19 protein-coding genes are annotated in these 23,338 nt (G+C 65.8%); 8 read left to right on the top strand and 11 right to left on the bottom strand.

The genetic code is table 11. The features are described from left to right. The first annotated feature begins 5 nt into the window (after nucleotides 1-5). A complete protein-coding gene (locus tag ABE483_RS05725; protein WP_141058424.1) occupies nucleotides 6-1,214 on the top strand; it encodes an acetyl-CoA C-acyltransferase in 1,209 nt (402 codons plus the stop codon). Between the two features lie 361 nt (nucleotides 1,215-1,575). Here the strand turns inward: ABE483_RS05725 and galU are convergent, their stop codons facing one another. The 8 genes from galU to cmk all read right to left on the bottom strand — a co-directional run bounded on the left by galU (nucleotide 1,576) and on the right by cmk (nucleotide 9,880). Continuing rightward, entirely contained in the window at nucleotides 1,576-2,457 is an 882-nt protein-coding gene (galU, locus tag ABE483_RS05730) for a UTP--glucose-1-phosphate uridylyltransferase GalU (RefSeq protein WP_346481321.1), read from the bottom strand. Continuing rightward, on the bottom strand, nucleotides 2,457-4,364 hold the full coding sequence (locus ABE483_RS05735) for a nucleoside-diphosphate sugar epimerase/dehydratase (RefSeq protein WP_313212328.1): 1,908 nt from the start codon (nucleotides 4,362-4,364) through the stop codon (nucleotides 2,457-2,459). The genes galU and ABE483_RS05735 overlap by 1 nt, the downstream gene beginning before the upstream one ends. A gap of 16 nt (nucleotides 4,365-4,380) precedes the next feature. Continuing rightward, the gene (locus tag ABE483_RS05740; protein WP_313212330.1) at nucleotides 4,381-5,355 is read right to left on the bottom strand and encodes a glycosyltransferase family 4 protein; all 975 of its coding nucleotides are present in this window, start codon (nucleotides 5,353-5,355) and stop codon (nucleotides 4,381-4,383) included. Between the two features lie 3 nt (nucleotides 5,356-5,358). Further along, the gene (lapB, locus tag ABE483_RS05745) at nucleotides 5,359-6,537 is read right to left on the bottom strand and encodes a lipopolysaccharide assembly protein LapB (protein ID WP_121042140.1); all 1,179 of its coding nucleotides are present in this window, start codon (nucleotides 6,535-6,537) and stop codon (nucleotides 5,359-5,361) included. Nucleotides 6,538-6,543: 6 nt separating this feature from the next. Next, nucleotides 6,544-6,828, bottom strand: coding sequence for a LapA family protein (locus ABE483_RS05750; protein WP_313212332.1), 285 nt, complete (start codon nucleotides 6,826-6,828; stop codon nucleotides 6,544-6,546). 98 nt (nucleotides 6,829-6,926) lie between these two features. After that, complete coding sequence (locus ABE483_RS05755; protein ID WP_019183098.1) at nucleotides 6,927-7,232, bottom strand: integration host factor subunit beta; 306 nt, start codon at nucleotides 7,230-7,232, stop codon at nucleotides 6,927-6,929. Between the two features lie 87 nt (nucleotides 7,233-7,319). Then, a complete protein-coding gene (rpsA, locus tag ABE483_RS05760; protein ID WP_121042136.1) occupies nucleotides 7,320-9,005 on the bottom strand; it encodes a 30S ribosomal protein S1 in 1,686 nt (561 codons plus the stop codon). A 194-nt stretch (nucleotides 9,006-9,199) separates the two neighbouring features. Beyond that, nucleotides 9,200-9,880, bottom strand: coding sequence for a (d)CMP kinase (gene cmk / locus ABE483_RS05765; RefSeq protein ID WP_046273768.1), 681 nt, complete (start codon nucleotides 9,878-9,880; stop codon nucleotides 9,200-9,202). 194 nt (nucleotides 9,881-10,074) lie between these two features. On the opposite strand from cmk, the gene ykgO reads away from it, so the two are divergent. The 6 genes from ykgO (at nucleotide 10,075) to ABE483_RS05795 (ending at nucleotide 14,670) form a co-directional block, all read left to right on the top strand. After that, nucleotides 10,075-10,200, top strand: coding sequence for a type B 50S ribosomal protein L36 (gene ykgO / locus ABE483_RS05770; RefSeq protein WP_057628212.1), 126 nt, complete (start codon nucleotides 10,075-10,077; stop codon nucleotides 10,198-10,200). Nucleotides 10,201-10,381: 181 nt separating this feature from the next. Continuing rightward, nucleotides 10,382-10,708 carry a hypothetical protein gene (locus tag ABE483_RS05775; RefSeq protein WP_123729053.1) on the top strand — a complete coding sequence of 109 codons (327 nt, stop codon included), beginning with the start codon at nucleotides 10,382-10,384 and terminating at the stop codon, nucleotides 10,706-10,708. Between the two features lie 46 nt (nucleotides 10,709-10,754). Then, complete coding sequence (locus ABE483_RS05780; protein ID WP_346481322.1) at nucleotides 10,755-11,789, top strand: agmatine deiminase family protein; 1,035 nt, start codon at nucleotides 10,755-10,757, stop codon at nucleotides 11,787-11,789. Between the two features lie 218 nt (nucleotides 11,790-12,007). After that, nucleotides 12,008-12,895 carry a carbon-nitrogen hydrolase gene (locus ABE483_RS05785; protein ID WP_152151648.1) on the top strand — a complete coding sequence of 296 codons (888 nt, stop codon included), beginning with the start codon at nucleotides 12,008-12,010 and terminating at the stop codon, nucleotides 12,893-12,895. A gap of 19 nt (nucleotides 12,896-12,914) precedes the next feature. Beyond that, nucleotides 12,915-13,445: an N-acetyltransferase family protein gene (locus ABE483_RS05790; RefSeq protein WP_313218056.1), complete on the top strand. Its 531-nt coding sequence runs from the start codon at nucleotides 12,915-12,917 to the stop codon at nucleotides 13,443-13,445. A gap of 4 nt (nucleotides 13,446-13,449) precedes the next feature. After that, nucleotides 13,450-14,670, top strand: a complete 1,221-nt coding sequence (locus ABE483_RS05795) for a TraB/GumN family protein (RefSeq protein ID WP_123729051.1) — start codon at nucleotides 13,450-13,452, stop codon at nucleotides 14,668-14,670. Nucleotides 14,671-14,989: 319 nt separating this feature from the next. On the opposite strand, the gene ABE483_RS05800 is transcribed toward ABE483_RS05795, so the two are convergent. From ABE483_RS05800 to ABE483_RS05810, 3 genes are read right to left on the bottom strand one after another with little or no spacing between them, the layout of a single operon-like run. Further along, nucleotides 14,990-18,085 carry an efflux RND transporter permease subunit gene (locus ABE483_RS05800; protein WP_346481323.1) on the bottom strand — a complete coding sequence of 1,032 codons (3,096 nt, stop codon included), beginning with the start codon at nucleotides 18,083-18,085 and terminating at the stop codon, nucleotides 14,990-14,992. Then, nucleotides 18,082-21,591, bottom strand: a complete 3,510-nt coding sequence (locus ABE483_RS05805) for an efflux RND transporter permease subunit (RefSeq protein ID WP_346481324.1) — start codon at nucleotides 21,589-21,591, stop codon at nucleotides 18,082-18,084. Before ABE483_RS05805 ends, ABE483_RS05800 begins: the two co-directional genes overlap by 4 nt. Continuing rightward, complete coding sequence (locus ABE483_RS05810; RefSeq protein WP_313211586.1) at nucleotides 21,588-22,733, bottom strand: efflux RND transporter periplasmic adaptor subunit; 1,146 nt, start codon at nucleotides 22,731-22,733, stop codon at nucleotides 21,588-21,590. Before ABE483_RS05810 ends, ABE483_RS05805 begins: the two co-directional genes overlap by 4 nt. A 204-nt stretch (nucleotides 22,734-22,937) precedes the next feature. Here ABE483_RS05810 and ABE483_RS05815 point away from each other — a divergent pair, with 204 nt between their 5' ends. After that, nucleotides 22,938-23,330, top strand: coding sequence for a c-type cytochrome (locus ABE483_RS05815; protein WP_019183109.1), 393 nt, complete (start codon nucleotides 22,938-22,940; stop codon nucleotides 23,328-23,330). Nucleotides 23,331-23,338: the final 8 nt, after the last annotated feature.

Below are 23,338 nucleotides of genomic sequence, written 5' to 3' on the forward strand. Positions count from 1 at the left end.
CTGCAATGACCAAGCAAATCCAGGACGCCTACATCGTCGCCGCCACCCGTACCCCGGTGGGCAAGGCGCCCAAGGGCGTGTTCCGCAATACCCGTCCCGACGACATGCTGGCCCATGTGCTCCGCTCCGTGGTCGCACAGGCGCCGGGCATCGACCTCAACCGCATCGATGACGCGATCATCGGCTGCGCGATGCCGGAAGCCGAGCAGGGCATGAACGTGGCCCGCATCGGCGTGCTGCTGGCCGGCCTGCCGGACACCATCGCCGCGCAGACCGTCAACCGCTTCTGCTCCTCCGGCCTGCAGGCCGTGGCCATGGCCGCCGACCAGATCCGTCTGGGCAATTCGGACCTGATGCTGGCCGGTGGTACCGAGTCGATGTCGATGGTGCCGATGATGGGCAACAAGATCGCCATGGCACCGAGCGTGTTCGACAACGACCACGTCGCCATCGCCTACGGCATGGGCATCACCGCCGAGAAGGTCGCCGAAGAATGGAAGGTCTCGCGTGAGGAGCAGGACGCCTTCGCCCTCGCCTCGCACCAGAAGGCCATCGCCGCGATCCAGAACGGCGAGTTCAAGGACGAGATCAGCCCGTACGACGTGCGCACCCGCCAGCCGGACCTGGCCGACGGCCGCCGCATCATCACCCGCGACACGATCGTGGATACCGACGAAGGCCCGCGCCTGGATTCGTCCGCTGAAGGCCTGGCCAAGCTGCGCCCGGTGTTCCGCAACGGCCAGTTCGGCGGCACGGTCACCGCCGGCAACTCCTCGCAGATGAGCGATGGCGCCGGTGCGGTGCTGCTGGCCTCCGAGCAGGCGATCAAGGACTACGGCCTGACCCCGCTGGCCCGCTTCGTCAGCTTCTCGGTCGCCGGTGTGCGCCCCGAAGTGATGGGCATCGGCCCGATCGCCGCGATCCCCAAGGCGCTCAAGCAGGCCGGCCTGACCCAGGACCAGCTGGACTGGATCGAGCTCAACGAAGCCTTCGCCGCACAGTCGCTGGCGGTGATCCGCGATTGCGGCCTGGACCCGTCCAAGGTCAACCCGCTGGGCGGCGCGATCGCCCTGGGCCACCCGCTGGGCGCCACCGGCGCGATCCGCACCGCCACCCTGTTGCACGGCCTGCGCCGTCGTCAGCAGAAGTACGGCATGGTGACCATGTGCATCGGCACCGGCATGGGCGCGGCGGGTATCTTCGAATCGCTGTAAGGCATTGATCGGTGCCGGCCCACGGGTCGGCGCCGATGCGGCGGATAACCGGCCCCACCGGTGGCACCAATGCAACGGGTATCACCGGCCCTACTGGTGGCACCAATGCAACGGGTAGGCACCGACCGTTGGTCGGTGCACGGTCGGAAACGAAAAGGGCCGCCGGGCGGCTGCCCTTTTCTGTTCTGCCGGGAGCCGGCCAGCGGCCGGCACTACCACCGCTGCTTGAGGAGCCGGCCAGCGGCCGGCACTACCACCGCTGCTTGAGGAGCCGGCCAGCGGCCGGCACTACCACAGCTGCTTGAAGAGCCGGCCAGCGGCCGGCACTACCGCCGCTGCATCGCGCGGCGGCAGCTCGTCCTCAGCCTTCAGCCAGCATCTTCTGGAGCACTTCGCGCGCCGGACCGGCCAGCTTCTCGTTGTCGAGCGCAAAGCGGATCGTGGCTTCGACCAGGCCCAGATGGGTGCCGCAGTCGAAGCGACGGCCTTCAAAGCGGAACGCGTCGACACGTTCGCTCTTGAGCAGATCGGCGATCGCGTCGGTCAGCTGGATTTCGCCACCTGCACCGGTCCCGGTTGCTTCGAGCAGCTCGAAGATCTTCGGGCTGAGCACGTAACGGCCGACCACGGCCAGGTCGCTCGGGGCATCTTCGGGCTTGGGCTTTTCGACGATGGCACTGATCCTGCCCTGGCGGCCGTCGAAGGCTTCGGTGGCCACGATGCCGTAGCTGCCGGTCTTGTCATGCGGTACGTCTTCGACCGCGATGATGCTGGCGCCGGTGGCTTCGTTGGCGTCGGCCATCTGCTTGAGCGCACCGTTGCCGCGGTTCCAGATCAGATCGTCCGGCAGCAGCACGGCGAACGGCTCGTCACCGACAATCGCCTTGGCGCACAGCACCGCATGGCCCAGGCCCAGCGCTTCAGCCTGGGTCACGAACACGGCGCGCACGCCATTGGGCAGCACATGGCGAACCAGTTCGAGCTGCTCCTGCTTGCCGGCGCGCTCGAGTTTCTGCTCCAGCTCGTAGGCCTTGTCGAAATAATCTGCGACCGCATGCTTGTAGCGGTTGGTGATGAAGATCAGCGTGTCACAGCCCGCCTCGATCGCCTCATCCACGGCATATTGGATCAACGGCCGATCAATGATCGGCAGCATTTCCTTCGGAACGGTTTTGGTAGCCGGAAGGAATCGCGTTCCCAACCCTGCGACAGGAAATACCGCCTTGCGAATACGCTTGCTCATCAGAACCTAGTGGCCTCACGCGCCGGAAAGGCGAGCACTTTAGCAGAACTGACGTGATCGTCCTGTTGCAGCGGAGAAAATTCCGGCATGGTCGCAAACAGAATGCTGTTGATCGCATCAGTATCGTAGCTGGCAATCGCCTCGCGCAGTTTCGGCACATTGGCCAATACCTGTTCGCGCGCGAACGTGCGTACGCCGGCCTCGAGAATCTTCGGGTGCGCGGTCGGACGATAATCTTCGTCGGAATAGAACAGCGTTTCGTGCAGTTTCTCGCCCGGGCGCAGGCCCGTATAGACGATGGCGATGTCCTTGTACGGCTGCTTGCCGGCCAGGCGGATCATCTGCTCGGCCAGCACGCGGATCGGCACCGGCTCGCCCATGTCCAGCGTATAGATCGCCCCATGCGAGGCCGACGCGGCCGCCTGCAGGATCAGCTGACAGGCCTCGGGAATGGTCATGAAGTAGCGGGTGACTTCCGGGTCGGTCACGGTGACCGGGCCACCCTTGAGAATCTGCTCGCGGAACACCGGCACCACGCTGCCGGCCGAGGCCAGCACGTTGCCGAAGCGCACGGTCACGAAACGGGTGTGGCTGGTCTTCTGGTCCAGGCTCTGGCAGATCATCTCCGCGTAGCGCTTGCTGGCACCCAGGGCGTTGACCGGATCGACCGCCTTGTCGGTGGAGATGAAGACGAAATGCTCGATGCGCGCTTCGACGCAGGCACGCGCCACCGTTTCGGTGGAGAGGATGTTGTTGCGCACCGCCTCGCGGAGCTGGCGCTCCAGCACCGGCACCTGCTTGTAGGCGGCGGCATGGAAGACCGAGTCCACCCGTGACAGCGACAGCGCATGGCGGATCACCGCGGGGTCGCCGCAGTCACCCAGCACCGCTTCCACCACCAGATCCGGGAAGCTGCGCTGCAGCTCGGCCTCGATGGTGAGCAGGAGCAGCTCGCTCATCTCCACCAGGACGATGCGCCCTGCCCCGTGGCGTGCACACTGGCGGCACAGCTCCGAACCGATCGAACCGCCCGCGCCGGTGACCAGCACGGTGCGCCCGCCCAGCCAGCCACGGATCAGCGCCCAGTCCGGCAGGATCGGCTTGCGGCCGAGCAGGTCCTCGATCGCCACTTCCTTGAGCTCACCCGGCAAGGAATGACCCAGCAGGATGTCGTTGAGCTTGGGCACCATCCGGAACGGCACGCCGGTGCTTTCGCAGATGGCCACCACCCGCTGCATGCCCACGGCATCCAGCGAGGGAATGGCGATCACCAGCAGCTTGGCGGCGGTCTCGCGGACCACGGCCGGGGCATCTTCCAGGGTGCCCAGGATCGGCAGGCCCTGCAGCTTGGCGCCCTGCAGGTGAGGGGCGTCGTCGAGCAGGCCGACCGGCTCGAAATCACCCGAGCGGCGCAGGTCGCGGACGAGGGCCTCGGCCGCCTGGCCGGCACCCAGGATCAGCACACGGCGCGCGGTGACGTCGGACTGCAGCGCCTGATAGTCCTTCCATGCGCGGTACAGCAGGCGCGGCGCGCCCAGCAGCGCGGACAGCGCGAAGGGGTAGATGACCAGCACCGACATCGGCACGCCTTCAAAGCGCTTGTACGCCAAGGCCACCACGATGGCGAGCAGGCCGATGAAGCTGGCTTTGAAAATATTGAGCAGATCGGCGACGCTGGCAAAGCGCCACAGGCCGCGGTACAGGCCCACCCGCCAGAACACCACGGCCTGGATGACCAGCACCAGCGAGGTGTCGATGTTCCACAGCGGCAACGCCGGCGCGTCGACCAGCATCGAGTAGCGTCCGGCGTGCAGCAACTGCCAGCACGCCCAGACCATGAACAGGTCGTGGGCGACGATGGCCGCGCGGGGCATCAAGCCGGTAAGTCGGTCCTGCCAAGGCGTCATAAACAACGTAATCCTTCTAGTTGCGCATTCCCTTGCGCAGGAGCAGCCAAAGGCCGGACGCGAAGATCAACCACGCGATGGCCACGGCAGCCTCCCACCTCGGCTGCAAATTCGTGCATGCATTAAACACTGCCGCACTGAATATTCCAAAAACAAGATACATCCCGGTGACGAAAGTGTGGCTTGCACCACCTTTCACCGCGCGCTGATAGAGATGCTGCGTGTGGGGTTCCATCCAGCGCTGTCCGGACAGGATGCGCGAAAGCAATGTGAAGCCTGCGTCCACAAGAAAGGCCGAAAGCGGCACCAGCAACAGCAGCCAGTGGATATCGGTGCGCACGCTGACCAGACAGACCAGCGCCGCGATCGCATAGCCCAGCGCCCCGCTGCCCACGTCACCCATGAAGATGCGCGCCTTCGGGTAGTTGAACGGCAGGAAGCCCAGGCAGGCCAGCCCCAACACCACGCCGGCCAGCCCGTAAGGTGGCGGCAGGACAAGGGCGAACGCGAGACCGGCCAGGATCGCCTGCGTGGTGGCTATCCCGTTGATCCCATCCATGAAGTTCCAGATGTTGATCAACGAAGTGGCAAACAACAGCGCCAGCAGCGCCTGCCAGGGATTGCCACTGGCGTGCCAGACCAACCCAGCCAGCAGCGCGGCCGCGATGACATGGACCAACAGGCGACGCACCGCCGGCAGCGGCCGATGGTCGTCCCACCAACCGATCCCCGCGACCAGCACCAGCCCCAGCGCGAATACCGCCAGGGTGAGTCCGGCCGTGGGCCAGATCACCGCGGCGACCACGCAGGCCAGCAGCAGGGTCAGCACGATCGCGATGCCGCCGCCGCGTGGCGTCGCCACCCCGTGGCTGCGGCGCTCGCCGGGCTCATCCAGTAGATTGCGGCGCAGCGCATAGGCGCGTGCGCCCCAGGTGAGGCCCGCCGATACCGCCAGCACCGCCAGCAGCCCCGCCATCCAGGCGACCATCATGGTTCAGAGCACCGCGTAGTTGAGCAGCGGCTTGACGGTGCCCCATTCCTTGCAGCTCGGGCACTGCCAGTGATGCGTGCGCGCCCCAAAGCCACAGCGGGTGCAGCGGTACGCCGGATTGCGGACCAGCAACTGGTCGGTGATGTGCTTGAGGTCGTGCAGGGTCGCGGTGGAATCCGCGCCCTCGGCCAGGGTCAGGTCGATCAGGGCCGACTCGCCACGCACCGACGGACGATCCTTGAGCTGGCGGCCGAGGTAGGCGCGCGCCGGAGCGACACCCTCCTGCTCTTCCATCAGCTGGGTCAGGGCCAGCACCGGGGCGATGCCGCGATAGTGCTCGGTCATCTCCGAGAGGAACGCGCGCGCGCCACCGAGGTCGCCGACCTTGCGGTAGTTCTGCATCAGCGCCTGCAGCACTTCCGGCAGGTACTCCGGATCGTTGCGGGCGGCCCGCTCGAAGGCACGCACGGCGGCTTCAGCATTGCCCGCATCGTTCTCCAGGCGCCCTTCGATGATGCCGGCCCGCACCGACATCGCATCGGCCTGGTAGGCGCGCGCGATGGCCGCGCGGGCCTCTTCGATCTTGCCAGCGCCACGGTAACGCTCGGCCAGCTCGCATTCGAACTGTCCGATCAGCTTGCCCATCGGCTCGCCGGTGACCTCTTCGAAGCGGCTGGCGTTGTCGATCGCCTTTTCCCAGTCGCGCTCGGCCTGGTAGATGCCGATCAGGTGCTTGAGCGCCTGCGGTGCGCGCTGGTCGATCTGGGCGAGCTCGGTGAACACGGTTTCGGCGCGATCAAGCAGGCCGGACTTCATGTAGTCCTCGCCCAGCGCCAGCAGTGCCTGGACACGCTGCTGATCACTCAGGTCCGCGCGGTTGACCAGGCCCTGGTGCAGGCGGATCGCACGATCAACCTCACCGCGGCGGCGGAACAGATGGCCCAGCGCGACCTGGGTCTCGAAGGTTTCCTTGTCCAGTTCGGCGATGTGCAGGAACAGCTCGATCGCCTTGTCCGGCTGCTCGTTGAGCAGATAGTTCAGGCCGCGGAAGTACGTGCTGGACAGATGGCTGACCTGGTTGTCGCCATGGCGTTGACCGCCGCGACGCCCGATCACCCAGCCCGACAACGCGGCCAGGGGCAGGAACAGGAAGAACCAGAACCACTCGGAGACAAATTCCATCGGCGCTCAGCGTCCGTCGAATGTAGAAGAAGAAGGGGGTGCCACGACCACGGCAGGCGCGGCCTTCTGCGCACGGCGCAGTTTGGCGTACAACGGGATCACCACACTGGCGAGCACGAGGCCGCCGCCGATGATTGCACCGGACAACAGGGCGATGATGATCGCCACGCCGGTGGTGGAATTGATCTGGGTAAAGCCCAGGCTGATGATGATCGGCTGCGAGTTGAGGGCGCCGATGATGAGACCCACGACCAGAACCGCCAGCAGGATCAGCAGACGTACGATGTTCATGCAGCAGCTCCAGTTCCGGGAGATTCAAGAGTAGCGGAATATAGAGCAGCGGGACAAAGAGGCCCGGAACGAAAAAAGCAGCGGACCAACGGTCGGCTCTACGCAGGATCGCTTTCCAGCGGTACCACGGCGCTGACGCGCTCGCGCAGTTCCTTGCCCGGCTTGAAGTGCGGGACATGCTTGCCCGGCAACGCGACCGATTCCCCGGTCTTGGGATTGCGCCCCAGCCGTGCGGGCCGGTAGTGCAACGAAAAACTGCCGAACCCGCGGATCTCGATGCGATCCCCGCCGGCCAGCGCCCCACCCATCATTTCCAGCAACGACTTCACGGCCAGATCGACATCGTCCGACTTCAAATGCGCCTGTCGGCGCGCCAGGATTTCGATCAGCTCGGATTTGGTCATTACGGGCTCTTGGGGAGGAACTCAGACCCTGAAACGGCCCGGACTGATGTCCGGGCCGCCCAGGAAACTACGACAGCGACAGACCGATTACTCGGACTTGTTGCCGTTCAGCTGTGCACGCAGCAGCGCGCCGAGCTGGGTGGTGCCGCTGGAAGCCGAAGAGGACTGGTATTCCTCCAGCACTTCGCGCATTTCAGCGTCGTCCTTGGCCTTGATCGACAGCTGCAGGGTACGACCCTTGCGATCCATGCCCACGAACTTGGCTTCCACCTTGTCGCCGACCTTCAGGAACTGGGTCGCGTCGTCCACGCGCTCGTTCGCAACGTCGCGAGCGGCCACGTAGCCTTCGATGCCGTCAGCCAGTTCGATGGTAGCGCCCTTGGCGTCCACTTCCTTGACCACGCCTTCGACCTTGGAACCCTTCGGGTTGGCCGCCATGTACTGACCGAACGGATCCTGCTCCAGCTGCTTGACGCCCAGGCTGATGCGCTCGCGCTCCGGATCGACGGCCAGGACCACTGCGTCCAGGTTGTCGCCCTTCTTGTAGTTGCGGACCACGTCTTCGCCGGTGGTGTTCCAGCTGATGTCGGACAGGTGCACCAGGCCATCGATACCGCCGTCCAGGCCGATGAAGATGCCGAAGTCGGTGATCGACTTGATCTGGCCCGACACCTTGTCGCCCTTCTTGTGGATGGCAGCGAAGGTTTCCCACGGATTGGCGGCAACCTGCTTCATACCCAGCGAGATGCGGCGACGCTCCTCGTCGACGTCCAGGACCATGACTTCAACTTCGTCACCGACCTGCACAACCTTGGACGGGTTGACGTTCTTGTTGGTCCAATCCATCTCGGAGACGTGCACCAGACCTTCGACGCCCGGCTCGATCTCGACGAATGCGCCGTAATCGGTGACGTTGGAGACCTTGCCGAAGACGCGGCTGTTGGCCGGGTAACGACGGGCGATGTTGTCCCACGGATCTTCACCCAGCTGCTTCAGACCCAGCGAAACGCGGTTGCGCTCGCGGTCGAACTTCAGCACGCGCACGTCCAGCTCGTCGCCGACGTTCACGACTTCGGACGGATGGCGCACGCGCTTCCAGGCCATGTCGGTGATGTGCAGCAGGCCGTCGATACCGCCCAGGTCCACGAATGCGCCGTAATCGGTCAGGTTCTTGACGACACCCTTCAGGATCGCGCCTTCCTGCAGCTTGTCCATCAGCTGCTCGCGCTCTTCCGAATGCTCGCTTTCGACGACTGCACGACGGGACACAACGACGTTGTTACGCTTGCGGTCCAGCTTGATGAGCTTGAATTCCAGCTCCTTGCCTTCCAGGTAGGCCGGGTCGCGCACGGGGCGCACATCCACCAGCGAACCGGGCAGGAACGCGCGGACATCCTTGATGTCCACGGTGAAACCACCCTTGACCTTGCCGCTGATGCGGCCGGTGATGGTTTCGTTCTTTTCCAACGCTTCTTCCAGCTCGTCCCACACCATCGCGCGCTTGGCTTTCTCACGCGACAGAACGGTTTCACCGAAGCCGTTCTCGATGGAATCGAGGGCGACCTTGACGACGTCGCCTTCAGCAACGTCGATCTCGCCAGCGTCGTTACGGAACTGTTCGATCGGCACGATGCCTTCGGACTTCAGGCCGGCGTTGATCACCACGACATCGCCGCGGACTTCAACAACGACACCGCTGACGATCGAGCCCGGCTTCAGCTTGGCCAGATTGGCCTGACTGGCTTCGAACAGCTCTGCAAATGATTCGGTCATTAGATTTACTCTGTTGGACACATGGGCATTGGCCCCCGAAGGGAACCGCTTACTGCCCGCCTGTTGGTCGACCCCGGTAAGGCAGGTCGTGTGTTAAGTAGGAAAACCGCCACGCATCATTGCGGGACGGAGCTTTTGTTGCCTTGCGATGGTGCGACACCGTCGATGGATTGACGGCCCTCCTTTACAACGGATCAGGCACCCGAAACCGGAAGCAGATCCAATACCTTGGCAACGACAGCGTCGATGCCAATACCACTGGTGTCGATGACGACGGCATCGTCTGCCGGCTTCAGGGGCGCCACTGTGCGCTGTGCATCACGGGCGTCGCGGGCCATGATCTCGCGCAGGAGGTCGTCAAAGTTAACCGAAACACCCTTGTCTTTCAACTGCTTATGCCGCCGCTCGGCCCGTTCCTCGGCGCTGGCGGTCAAAAACACCTTGAATGGAGCGTCCGGGAAGATGACCGTACCCATGTCCCGTCCGTCGGCGACAAGCCCCGGCTCCATCCTGAATGCGCGCTGGCGCTCTTTCAGCGCCGCCCGGACCTCCGGGATGGCGGCAATGGCCGAGGCCAGCGCGCCGGTGGTCTCCAGGCGCAGCTCGTCGGTGGCATCGGTCTCGTTGACCAGCACCCGCAGCCCGCCATCGGCCGATTCCACGAAGCGCACGTGGGTGTCGAAGGTGCAGCGCACCAGCGCCGAAGCGTCGGAGGTATCGATATCAGCCCAGCTGGCGGCCACGCCCACCGCCCGGTACAGGGCGCCCGAATCCAGGTAATGCCAGCCCAGGCGGCGTGCGACAATGCGGCTGACAGTGCCTTTGCCGGCCCCGGAAGGACCGTCGATGGTGAGCACGGATGGAAGCTGATTCATGGGTTTCCCGGTAGATGTGACCGCCCATTCTAGCCCCTGCCCGGGGCGCCCTGAGACTTTTTTGGCCCAACCACTTGAAAGGATGGGAAAAAGGCCGGTAGAATGGCGGGCTTGAACGGGCGTCACCTGCCGATTGTCATCTGCATATCGCGGCCGCGCTCCAACCGAATCCAACGTTTACGCCGAGGTATGCAATGAAAGTCCTGTCTTCCCTGAAGTCGGCCAAGACCCGTCACCGCGACTGCAAGGTCGTCCGTCGTCGCGGCAAGATCTTCGTGATCTGCAAGTCGAACCCGCGCTTCAAGGCTCGCCAGCGCTGAGCCGGCTGGCCTCACGGCCGCCATCGGTCCCTCACCGGACCGGGTGATGAACAAAAAGCCGCCTCCGGGCGGCTTTTTGCTGCCATTTTTGGTGTAATCGCCAGGTAGCTCACGACCGTTGGTCGTGAGACCTGCAGTCGTGAGACCTTCCGCATTCTTGACCACTGGGGAGTAGATCGAGATGAAGCGTTACCTGACCACCTTGCCGTTGCTGGCCGTACTGGCCGTTTCCAGCGCCCACGCCGACACGCTGCTGATCGACCGCAGCCGTGAAAAGCCCGCCGTCGCCCTGCCCGTCCGCGGCCAGAGCATGCAGCAGGTCCAGGCCCAGTTCGGCGACCCGGGCGAACGCCTGGAACCCCGCGGCGGTCAGAAGCGCCAGTGGCCCACGATCAACCGCTGGGTCTACCCGCAGTTCACCGTGTACTTCGAAAAGCAGAAGGTGATCGACGTGGTCGCCAACCGCGCCGACGCCAACGAGATCGGTCCGAAACCGCCGATCCGCTGACCCCTTTCCCTTTGCCCGCCAGCCGGCGGGCCATCGCACTGAGATCATGAACGACACGCTCCGCTTTCCGGCCGAATGGGAATCCCAGTCCGCCATCCTGATCGCCTGGCCCCACGCCGACACCGACTGGGCCGACCGCCTGGGTGACGTCGAGGACACCTACATCGCGCTCGTCGCGGCCATCACCCGCTTCCAGCCGGTGGTGATCATCGTTGCCGACGACGACCTGGAGGCGTACGCCGATGCGCGCCTGCGTTCGAACCGGATCGACACGGACCGCGTGCGGTTCGTGACTGCCCAGTACGACGATACCTGGCTGCGCGACTCCGGTCCGATCACGCTCACGCGTGCCGATGGCGGCTTCCGCCTGCTGGATTTCCGCTTCACCGGCTGGGGCGGCAAGTTCGACGCCAGCCTGGATGACCAGCTGGTCGGCGTCCTGCACGCGGCGGGCCTGTTCAACAACGCGGAGCTGCAGAGCATTCCGTTCGCGCTGGAGGGCGGCGGCATCGAGACCGACGGCGCCGGCACCCTGCTGACCACCTGGCAGTGCCTGCACGAGCGTCATCCGGATCGCAGCCGCGACTCGCTCAGCGCCGACCTGGCCACCTGGCTGGCCCAGGACCGCGTGCTGTGGCTGGACCATGGCTATCTGGAAGGCGACGATACCGACGCCCACATCGATACCCTGGCCCGCTTCGCCTCGACCGACAGCATCGTCTACCAGGCCTGCGACGACGCCGGCGATTCGCACTACGCCGAACTGCAGGCGATGGGTGCCGAGCTGGCCGCGCTGCGTACCACCGACGACCAACCGTACCGCCTGTTCCCGCTGCCGTGGGCGCAGCCGGTGATCGACGAAGGCCGCCGCCTGGCGGCTTCGTATGCGAACTACCTGATCCTCAACGGCGCGGTGCTGATGCCGGCCTACGGCGATGCGGCCGACGAAGCGGCGCGTGCGGTGTTGGCCCAGGCCTATCCGGACCGCGAGATCGTGCCGGTGCCGTGCCGTTCGCTGATCTGGCAGAACGGCAGCCTGCACTGCATCACGATGCAGCTGCCGGCGGGATTGCTGGCCTGATCGACCAGTGAGTACCTCGGCCTGGCGGGCCGGCAGCCGACGGAAGAACGACAGCCCACGACCGAGGGTTGTGGCCTGTCCGCCGCTGTTCCGGTCATCCTGCGGAGCCGGCCAGCGGCCGGCACTACCGGTGCGGGTGTTGCCCATTTAGCAGCCAGCACGCTGCGTGCACCCATCCGCGATAAACTGCGTTTTTCCCCTTGCAGGACCGTCTCCGGATGAGCTCACGCCACACCCTTTCCGTCGCCCTGATCCAGGAGCGCAACCACGGCGATGCCGAGGCCAATCTGGCCGTCATCGAAGCGCGCGTGGCTGAAGCGGCCGCGCAGGGTGCCAAGCTGATCCTGCTGCAGGAACTGCACAACGGCGCGTACTTCTGCCAGCACGAATCGGTGGATGAATTCGATCTGGCCGAGCCGATCCCGGGCCCGAGCACGGAGCGCCTGGGCGCGCTGGCCAGGAAGCATGGCGTGGTGATCGTCGGGTCGCTGTTCGAGCGTCGCGCTGCCGGGCTGTACCACAACACCGCGGTGGTCTTCGAGAAAGACGGCACCCTGCTCGGCAAGTACCGCAAGATGCACATCCCGGATGATCCGGGCTTCTACGAGAAGTTCTACTTCACCCCGGGCGATCTGGGCTTCACCCCGATCGATACCTCGGTGGGTCGCCTCGGCGTGCTCGTGTGCTGGGACCAGTGGTATCCGGAAGCGGCGCGGCTGATGGCGCTGGCCGGTGCCGAGCTGCTGCTCTATCCCACCGCGATCGGCTGGGACCCGGACGACCAGCGCGACGAACAGGGCCGCCAGCGTGATGCGTGGGTGCTGAGCCACCGCGGCCATGCCGTGGCCAACGGCGTGCCGGTGCTGAGCTGCAACCGCGTCGGCCATGAAGCCTCGCCGATGGGTGCTTCGGGCATCCAGTTCTGGGGCAACAGCCACGTGCTGGGCCCGCAGGGTGAATTCATCGCCGAAGCCGGTGGCGAGCCGACCGTGCTGGTCTGCGATGTGGACCTGCAGCGCAGTGAACACGTCCGCCGCATCTGGCCGTTCCTGCGTGATCGCCGCATCGATGCATACGGCGATCTGCTCAAGCGCTACATCGACTGACCGACCAGGACACCCCACCGTGACCGTGCACCTGCGCGATGCCACCGATGCCGATATCGCGGCCATCACCGCGATCTATGCGGTGGAAGTGACCGACTTCGTCAACACCTACGAGTACGAGATCCCGGAGGCGGCGGAAATGCACCGCCGCATGCAGGACATCGTTGGCCGCGGCTTTCCGTACATCGTGGCCGAGGTCGATGGCCAGGTGGCCGGCTATGCCTACGCCAATACCTACCGCGGCCGGATCGCCTATCAGTGGACCGTGGAGAACTCGGTCTATGTGGACGCGGCGTTCCAGGGCCGCGGTGTCGGCACCGCGCTGATGCAGGGCCTGATCGATGCCTGCGTCGCGCGCGGTTACCGGCAGATGGTGGCCGTCATCGGCGAGCCCACCAACACCGCCTCCATCAAACTGCACGAGCGTTTCGGTTTCCATACCGTCGGCGTTTTCCGCGGCCTCGGCCGCAAGCATGGCCGCTGGCTGGATACCGTCCAGATGCAGCGCGCGCTCGGCGATGGTGCCGACAGCGCCCCTTCGAATGAATGATGCAATGACCGATACCCTGATTGACGCCGGCGACACGTTGTTCGCCGGCCAGCCCGTCCGCATCGTCGAACGCGATGGCGTGCGCTACACCCTGCTGGGTACCGCGCACGTCTCGCAGGCCAGCGTGGAAGCGGTGGAACGTGCGATCGAAAGCGGCCGCTTCGATGCGGTCGCGGTCGAACTAGACGCCCAGCGCCTGCAGGCACTGACCGATCCGGATGCGCTGGCCAAGCTGGACCTGGTCGAGGTGATCCGCAAGGGCCGCGTCGCCCTGTTCGCCGCCAACCTGGCCTTGGCCGCCTACCAGCGCCGCCTGGCCGAACAGCTCGAGATCGAGCCGGGTGCCGAGCTCAAGCGCGCGGTCACCCTGGCCAACGAACGCAACCTGCCCGTGCATCTGATCGACCGCGAGGTCGGCCTGACCTTCCGGCGTGCCTCGCAGCGCCTGGGCTTCTTCGGCAAGATCAAGCTGGTGATGGGCCTGGGCGCTGGCCTGTTCGCGTCCGAGGAAGTCGGCGAAGACGAGATCGAGAAGCTCAAGCAGGGCGACATGCTCGAAGCCAGCTTCGGCGAGTTCGCCAGCGAGAGCCCGGCCCTGTACGAAACCATCATCGGCGAGCGCGACCGCTACATGGCCACGCGCCTGCGCGAAGTGCACGATCCGGCCCAGCGCGAAGTGCTGGCGGTGGTCGGTGCCGGTCATCTGGCCGGTCTGGCCAGGTACCTGGAAACCGACACCGACGCGCCGGGTCCGCTGCGCGAGTCGCTGGAAGACGTGCCGAAGAAGCGCAACATCCCGTGGATCACGCTGGCGATCCTGGCCATCGTGCTGACCGGTATCGGCGTGGGCTTCTATCGCGGTGGCCTGGGGGTCGGCAGTGAGCTGCTGGCGGTCTGGGCGATGTACACCGGCGGTCTGGCCGGCCTGGGCTGCCTGTTGGCCGGCAGCCACCCGCTGAGCATCCTGACCGCGATCGTGGTGGCCCCGTTCAAGCCGTTCCGGCTGAGCATCCCGACCGGTGCGTTCTCGGCCCTTGTGGAAGCGCGCCTGCGCAAACCGGCCTACGAAGACTTCCTGAAGCTGCGCGACGATGCGCAGAGCGTCAAGGGCTGGTACCGCAACCGGGTGACCCGCGTGGTGCTGACCTTCATGCTGACCAACCTGGGCAGCATGCTCGGGTTGTGGCTGACCGGGTTCCAGGTGTGGGGCAAGGTCGCGGGGTGATTCCCGCGCCGGCTGTAATCGAAAGGCCACGCAATGCGTGGCCTTTTTTGTGCACGCATGTGGGAACCGCGGGTAGTGACGCGGGCGGGGCGCGGGCGCGCCACAGGGGGCGCTATAGGATAGGCGGGGTTGGGGGCGCGCGCGGGGGGCCCCCCCGCGGGGGGGGCCTCCGCGGCGCCCCCCCCCCCGCCGGCACTACCGCCCCACGTGCAGATCCACGCCATGCGTGGATGGCGCCCATACCCGCCTGTAGATCCACGCCATGCGTGGATGCGGTCCGCGAAAAAAGGAGGCCCGCCCAACGGGCCTCCATCCACCCTCAAACCGATTCTGCGCCCGGCTCGACCACCGGAGCATCCACGCCGCGGCCACGCGCGCGCCGGATGATCCGCGACACCGCCGTGCTCATGTCATCGAGCATCGCGTAGATGGTCGGCAGGAACAGCAGGCTCACCACCGTGGAGAACGCCAGGCCGCCGGCGATGGCGCGGGCCATCGGGTAGTACGGCGGACCATTGCCGAGCAGCTGGGTGTCGGTCATGGAGATCGGGATCATCGCCAGGATCGCGGTGCCCATCGTCATCATGATCGGGCGCAGGCGCTCGCGTGAGCCTTCCACCAGCGCCTGGGTCCGCCCCATCCCGCGGCGGCGCAGGTTGTTGATGTGCTCGATCATCACGATGCCGTTGTTCACCACCACGCCCATCAACACCAGGATGCCGATGAAGGACATGATCCCGAACGAGGTGCCGGTGATCCAGAACAGCCAGAACACGCCGAAGATCGAGAACAGCACGCCGCTCATGATTGCCGCCGGGAACAGCAGCGACTCGAACACGGCCGCCATCACCACGTAGATCATCACCAATGCGATCACCAGATTGAACATCATCTGCGACATCGCCTGGTCGTCGTCGCCGTAGTCGCCGCCGTCGAAGCTGAAGGTGTAGCCGGCCGGGAAACTCATCGGCGTGAGCATCTCCTCCATGGCCTTGCGCCCTTCCGGCACGGTGACCTTCTCGGCCAGGTTGGCCTTGATGGTCAGCGTGGTCTGGCGGTTGGTGCGGCCGATCTGCGTGGCCGAGGGTTTGATCGCCACATCCACCAGGCTCAGCAGGGGCACCGAGCGGCCGTCACCGGTGCGCACGGTGTAGCTGGCCAGGTCTTCCGGACTGCTCTGCTCGGCACCGGCGAAACGCACCCATACCGGCACTTCGCTGTCACCGCGGCGGAACTCGCGCAGCGGCGCGCCACGCAGGGCCAGGCCGACGAAACTGGCCACCTGCTCGGCATTGAAGCCGAACGCGGCCGCGCGCTCGCGGTCCACATGGATGGACAACTCGCTGCCCTTCTCGCCGTTGTCGATGCGCACGTCGCGCAGTTCCTTGCGCTGGGCCAGCAGCGGCACCACTTCCTCGCCGATCTCCTGCAGCATCTTGGTCGAGTCGCCGACCAGCTGCACCTGCACCTGGTTGTTGCCACCGCCGCCGCCGTCGCCCGAGTTGCCGACCACGTAATCGGCACGCGCCGAACGCGGCAGGCCCTTGCGCAGTGCCTCCTGCACGGCCGGCATGCTCTTGGCGTGCGCGGTATCGAAGGTCACGATCGTGCTGCTGCCTTCCTGCTCGCTGTACCAGGAATACACCTGGGTGATGTGCAGCGCCTCGCGGTTGTCATCCAGGTAGCGTTCGACGCGTGCCACTTCCTCGGACATCTGCCCGAAGGTATAGGCGCCCTTCCAGTTGTACCCGATGAACACCTCGTGGCCACCCTCGCCACCGAACATGTCGATCTTGGTCAGCTTCATCGGCACCAGGCTGATCAGGATCACCAGCAGGATGCCGAACACGCTCCAACCGCGATGCTCCAGCGTCCACTGCAGCAGTGTGGCGTAGCGGCGCTGCAGGCGGGCGATCACCCCGCTGTCCGAATGCACCAGCTTGGGCGTCTGCATACGCGCGGACAGCATCGGGATCAGGCTCACCGCGACCAGCCAGGAGGCCAGCAGCGAGACCGAGATCGTGATGGCGATCTGCGACATGAAGATGCTGATGTTGTTGGTCTCGCCGAACAGGTTCGGCACGAACACGATGCAGTGGCACAGCGTGCCGGCGCTCAGCGCGATGGCCACGTTGCGGGTGCCGATGATCGAGGCCAGCCGTGGCTGGTCAGGCATCCGCTCACGTTCCTGGTAAATGCTCTCCACCACCACCACGGCGTTGTCCACCAGCATGCCGACCGCCAGCAGCAGGCCCATCATGGTCAGGATGTTGAGGGTGACGCCGGCGAAATACATGAAGCCCAGCGTGATCACGAAACAGATCGGGATCGCTAGGGTCACCATCAGCGTGGAGGGCCAATGGCGCAGGAAGAAGAACAGCACCGTGATCGACAACAGCAGGCCCACTGCACCCGCCTCGGCCAGCTCCAGCAGCGAAGACGTCACCATCTTGCCCTGGTTGTCGATCACCTTGATCTGCACATCGCGCATCGAGGGCTGCGTGCGGATCGCCTCCACTTCCGCCAGCGCGGCACGCGAGACCTCCACCAGGTTGGCGCTGCGCTCCTTGTAGATATCCAGGCCGACGGCCGGGTTGCCGTCCAGGCGGCGACCGTAGTTCATGCGCGTGGGCTTGAGCCGGATCTCGGCGATGTCGCCCAGGCGCAGGCCCTTGGTGTCGATCACCAGATCGCGCAGTTCCTGCAGGTCGGTGATCTCGCCCACCGGCTGGATGCGCACGCGCTGGCCGTTGTCGTCGATCTGCCCGGCCGAGATCGAGAAGTTCAGCGTGCGCAGGCGATCGCTGAGCTCGTTGATGCTCAGGTTGTGCGCGGTCAACCGGTCCGGGCTGATCGCGATCTCGACCTCGTTCGGTGGGGCACCGGAGATGTTGACCCGCGCCACCCCCGGGATGCGCTCGATCCGCCGCTTGAACTCGCGGTCGAGCATGTCGTATGCGCCGGTCAGGTCGGTGGCACTGGCCAGGCGCACCTTCAGCACCGGGTCATCGCTGCTGGACCACTTGAACACGTTGTAGCGCTGCAGGTCGTCAGGCAGGTCGCTGCGGATCGCATCGATGCGCTCGCGGGCATCGGAGGCCGCGATGGCGATGTCGCGATCCCAGTCGGTGAACTCGATGAAGATGCTGGCACCTTCGGAGGTGGCCGAGGAGCGCATGCGCTTGATCCCGGTCATCGTTGCCAGCGCTTCTTCGGTGGGCCGGATGATGTTGCGCTCGACCTCTTCCGGCGTGGAACCGGTATACGGCACCTGCACGAACAGGAACGGCGCGGAGATGTCCGGCAGTGCTTCCAGTGGCAGCCGGAACGAGGCGATCAGGCCCACCACCGCCAACGACACAAAACACATGATCGTGGTGATGGGCCGGCGGATGGAGAACTCGGCAATGCTCATGCCGGCTCCTGTGCGGTGTCATGGCCGGCATCGGCCAGCGGCGTCTTGAGGTGCCGGCCACGCGCGCGGTAGTAGGCGTCGCCACGACGATCCAGCAGGTCGTACACCACCGGGATCACCACCAGGGTCAGCAGGGTGGAGACCAGCAGGCCACCGATCACGGTGATCGCCATCGGCGCACGCACTTCGGCGCCTTCGCCCATCGCCACCGCCAGCGGCAGGAAGCCGAACAGCGTGCACAGGGTGGTCATGATGATCGGCCGCAGGCGGGAGCGCGCGCCTTCCACCAACGCCTCGCGCTTGGGCACACCGGCCTCGCGCAGCTGGTTGACCTTGTCGATCAGGATGATCGCGTTCTTGGTCACCAGGCCCACCAGCAGGATCAACCCGATGAACACGACCACCGAGATCGGCTTGCCGGTCAGCATCAACGCCAGGATCGCACCGACCAGCGCCAGCGGGATGGTGAACAGGATGACGAACGGGTGCAGCAGCGACTCGAACTGCGAGGCCATCACCAGATACACCAGGAAGATGGCCAGGCCGAAGGCAAAGATCAGCGAGCGCGCCGAATCGGCCAGCTCCTCACCCTGGCCGCCGATGTGCATGCCCACACCGGCACCCAGCGGCTGCTTGGCGACCATGTCCTGCACTTCGCGCACGGCGCCGCCCAGGTCGATATCGCGCAGGTTGGCCGAGACCACCGCCACGCGGGTCTGATCGGCGCGATGGATCTCGCTCGGGCCGTTGGTGGCGACCACCTCGGCCACCGAATCCAGCGTCACCGGCCGGTTGCTGCCCGGATTGACGATCAGCCGGCGGATGCTGTCCACGCTGGCCCGGTCGCCTTCCTGGGCACGGACCAGCACGTCGATCTTGCGGTCGCGGAAGCTGTAGCGCGTGGCCACATCACCGCGCACCTTCTTGACCACCACATCGGCGATCTGCCGCGTGGTCAGGCCCAAGGCACCGGCGCGCTCCTGGTCGAAGCGGATCTGGATCTCCGGGAAGCCCTCTTCCACCGTGGATTTGACGTCTGCGTAGTGCGGGTTGTTGCGCAGCATCGCGGCCAGCGCCTTGCCGGCCGTTTCCAGCGTGGCCATGTCCTGGCCGCGCAGTTCCACTTCCAGCGGGGTGGAGAAGCTGAAGAGCGCCGGGCGGGCGAAATCGACCTGCACGCCGGGATGCTGCTGCATCGACTCACGCAGACGCTCGGTGATCGCCGCTTCGGTGCGTGCGTTGCCGCCACCGGTCATCACCACGGTCAGCTTGCCGATGTTTTCGCCACTCTCGGTCGGGCTGGCATCCAGGCGGGTACCGCTGCCACTGACGCCGTACAACGAGGCGATGCTGTCGTCCTTGGCATGGGCCAGCTGCATCTCGCGGACCAGTGCATCGGTCTGCTTCAGCGGCGTGCCGGCCGGCAGCTTGGCGGTCATTTCGAAGCGGTCCTGGGCCAGCTGCGGGATCAGATCCGCACCCAGCATCGGCACCAGCGCCATCGTGCCGACGAAGGCCAGCGCGGCCAGACCCAGCACCTTGCCCGGGTGGTGCAGCGCGCCCGGCAGCAGCTTCAGGTAACCGCGTTCGGCACCGGCGTACGGCTTCATCGCCACATCGCTGGCCTTGCGCATCACCGGGCCGACCACGGCCACCAGACCGCGCCAGACGCGGATCACCGACCAGGCCATCCCGAAGCAGATCCAGCGCACCAGCGTGCCTACGCCACGACGGCTGCCGGCGACCGGCTTCAACCACCGGCTGTCCGGCTGCCACGGCTGATGCGCGGGTTCTTCCGGGAAGGCCAGCGGTGGGCGGCCCTTGAGCGAGCTCAGCATCGGGATCAGGGTCATCGAGACCAACAGCGAGATCGCGATCGCGATCGCCACGGTCAGCGCCTGGTCGCGGAACAGCTGGCCGGCGATGCCATCCACGAACACCAGCGGCAGGAACACCGCGATGGTGGTCAGGGTCGAGGCGACCACGGCCATGCTCACTTCACGGGTGCCGACGATGGCGGCCTGCAGGATGCTCAGGCCACGCTCGCGCGCCTTGGCGATGCTCTCCAGCACCACGATGGAGTCGTCCACCACCAGGCCGGTGGCCAGCGCCAGACCGCCCAGCGACATCACGTTCAAGCTCAGGCCGAGCTGGCCCATGAAGAAGAACGTGGTGATGATCGAGACCGGCAGCGACAGGCTGATCACGAACGTGCTCCAGCCATCGCGCAGGAACAGGAAGATGATCAGGATGGCGAGGATGCCGCCGATCACGGCGTCTTTCTTGACGTCGCTGATGGCGTGTTCGATGAAGCGCGACTGGTCTTCGATCGTGGTCAGCTCGGCATCGCCGGGCACCTGGCCCTTGATCTGCTCCAGCCGCGCACGCAGCGCTTCGGCGGTCGACACCGTGTTGGCATCGCCCTCCTTGTAGATCGCCAGCTCGACCGCTTCCTTGCCGCCCAGACGGATGATCGCTTCGCGTTCCTTGTAGCCCTGGCGCACGGTGGCGACATCCTTCAGCCGCACCGGCACGCCGTTGGCGATGTTGGTGGAGCTGCTGCTGGATGCGCTCTGCGCGGCCGAGGCGGCGGCCACGGCGGCATCCGAGCCGGTCGAGGCGGCGATGGCGAACATCTGCTGCATCGCTGCATCGGCGGCGCTGCCGTTGCTGCTCTGGGTGGTCACCAGCAGATTGCGGATGTCCTCCAGATCGGCGAACTGGTTGACGGTGCGCACCAGGTAACGCTGCGAGCCTTCCTCCAGGCGACCGCCGGAGATATTGATGTTCTCTTCCTTGAGCCGCTTGATGACATTGTCGATCGGCAGGTTGAGCTGGGCCAGCTTCTGCTGGTCGATGTCGACCTGGATTTCATCCTCCAGACCGCCGCCGACCTTGACCGCCGCCACGCCGGTGACCGGCTCCAGTTTCTTCTTCAGGTCTTCATCGGCGTAGCGGCGCAGCTCGGTGAGCTGGCGCACGGCCTCGGCATCGCTGGACGGATCGGTCTTCGCCGAGATCACCAGCCGCATGATCGGTTCGGTGGACGGATTGAAGCGCAGCAGCACCGGGGACTTCGCCTCCAGCGGCAGGTTCAGCGCTTCCATCTTGTCGCGCACCTCCAGGCTGGCCTGGTCCATGTTGGTGCCCCAGGCGAACTCGAGCACCACATCGCTCTGGCCGGTACGCGAAATCGATTTGAGCTTGCGCAGGTTCTTGACCACGCCGACGGCTTCTTCGACCGGCTCGGTGATCAGCGTTTCGATTTCCGCCGGCGCTGCACCGGTGTACTCGGTGCGCACGGTCAGGGTCGGGTAGCTCAGGTCGGGCAGCAGATTGACCTTGAGATTGCCCAGCGCGATGAAGCCGAACAGCATCAGCGTGACGGTGAACATCGCGATGGTGACGCGGCGGCGGGTGGCGAATTCCACCAGGCCGCCGCCTTGGGCACCGGGGCGCTCGCCCTGGTGCGGATCATTGCCGTGGTCGTTGCCGGCCGCTGTCATTGACGGCTCTCCGCCTTGGCCGGCGCCGGCTTGGCGACGGCAGTGGCGGCCGGCTTGGCACCGATCACCTGCACCGCGGTGCCGTCACGCAGCGCCACCTTGCCGGCTGTAACCACCTGATCGCCGGCGGCCAGGCCCTCGCGGATTTCCACCCACGGGCCTTCGGCATAGCCCAGCTTGACCGGCACGCGTGCGGCCTTGCCCTCGCGCACGCGGAACACCGCCGGCTCGCCATCGTCGAGCAGTGCGATGCGCGGCACCACCAGAGCATCGGCACGCTGGTCGTAGTCGATACGGATGCGGCCGAACATGCCCGGCTGCAGGCCTTCAGCATCTTCGCCGAAGCCGCTGACCACGCGGAAGGTGCCGCTGCCGGCATCGACCACCGGCGAGATGCGGTCCACCGTGCCCGGGAAGGTCTTGCCCGGCAGCGCGTCGGCGATCAGCGTGACCGGCTGGCCCGGGCGCAGCGTCGCCAGCTCGCGCTCGGGCACGTTGAGCGTGGCTTCCAGTCGCGAGTTGTCGACGATGCGGAAGATCGGTGTGTTGATCTGCACGAAGTTGCCGGTCTTGATCGAGCGCGAGGCGATCACGCCCGAGATCGGCGCGACCACCGTGGTGTAGGACAGTTCGAGCGTTGCCAGGCGGTACTGCGCGCGGGCGTTGTCGAGGTCGTACTTGATCTGGTCGACATCGGCGGCGCTGACCATCTGCTCGCCGACGAGCTTGTGGGCACGCTGGTAATTGTTCTCCAGCTTGCGCATCTGCGCTTCGCTCTGGGCAACCGCCAGGCGCGCACGGTCCGGGTCCAGCCGCACCAGCGGCTGGCCGGCACGTACCTGCTGCCCTTCTTCGACCAGAACGACCAGCGCGACGCCGGAGGTCTTGGCGACCACCTGCGACTCGCCCCGCGGTTCCAGTGCGGCCGTGCCGGTGTAGCTGGCGGCGACGGCGCGACGGCTGGCAGCGACGGCTTCGACCGGTACCGCATCGACCTTCTTCTCGGCCTTGCCGTCCTTTTCAGCAGCGTTGGCTTCGGCGGGGCCGGCGCCACCGCAGCCGCTCAGCAGCAGGGTTGAGGTGATCAGCAGTGCAGCGGCACAGCGTCCGGTGCGGCCGAGCAGGAAAGTGTGTCGCGACATCGTCGTGTCCCTAAGGATGCGTGGGCAGGTGTGGTAGCAAAGTAATGCACCACGTCACGACCACACCATATCCCAAAGGTCATGGTGACCTGCGGCGTTGGCTTCCCGGGCCCGGTTTCAGCTAGATGAAATGGCAGGCTATACTCGGCCCAGTTCCGTACCCCACGCCGGAACGACCAGACCCGTTTATCGGAAAAGGACATCATGCGCCCGCAGCCGCTCGCCGCTTGTCTCGTTCTGGCCGTCCTCCTGCCCCTCGGGGCCGCCGCACAGGCCGCAACACCCGCTCCTGCAGTACCCGCCACCCCCGCTCCGGCCGCCACCGCGCCGGCGCCCGCCGCCGTCACCGGCCGGTTCGACAATGGCCGGGTCCTGGCCTACACGTGCCAGGGGTGCCACGGCATCACCGGGTACAAGAACGCCTACCCCAGCTACAAGGTGCCCAAGATCGGCGGGCAGACCCGTGAGTACCTCAGCCAGGCGCTGACCGAGTACCGCCACGGCAAGCGCAAGCATCCGACGATGCAGGCGCAGTCGATGAGTTTCAGCGAACAGGAGATCGCCGATCTCGCTGTTTACCTGTCCACCGTCAAATAAGCGCGCTC

This window comes from Stenotrophomonas sp. TWI602, assembly GCF_039674045.1.
Lineage (GTDB): Bacteria > Pseudomonadota > Gammaproteobacteria > Xanthomonadales > Xanthomonadaceae > Stenotrophomonas.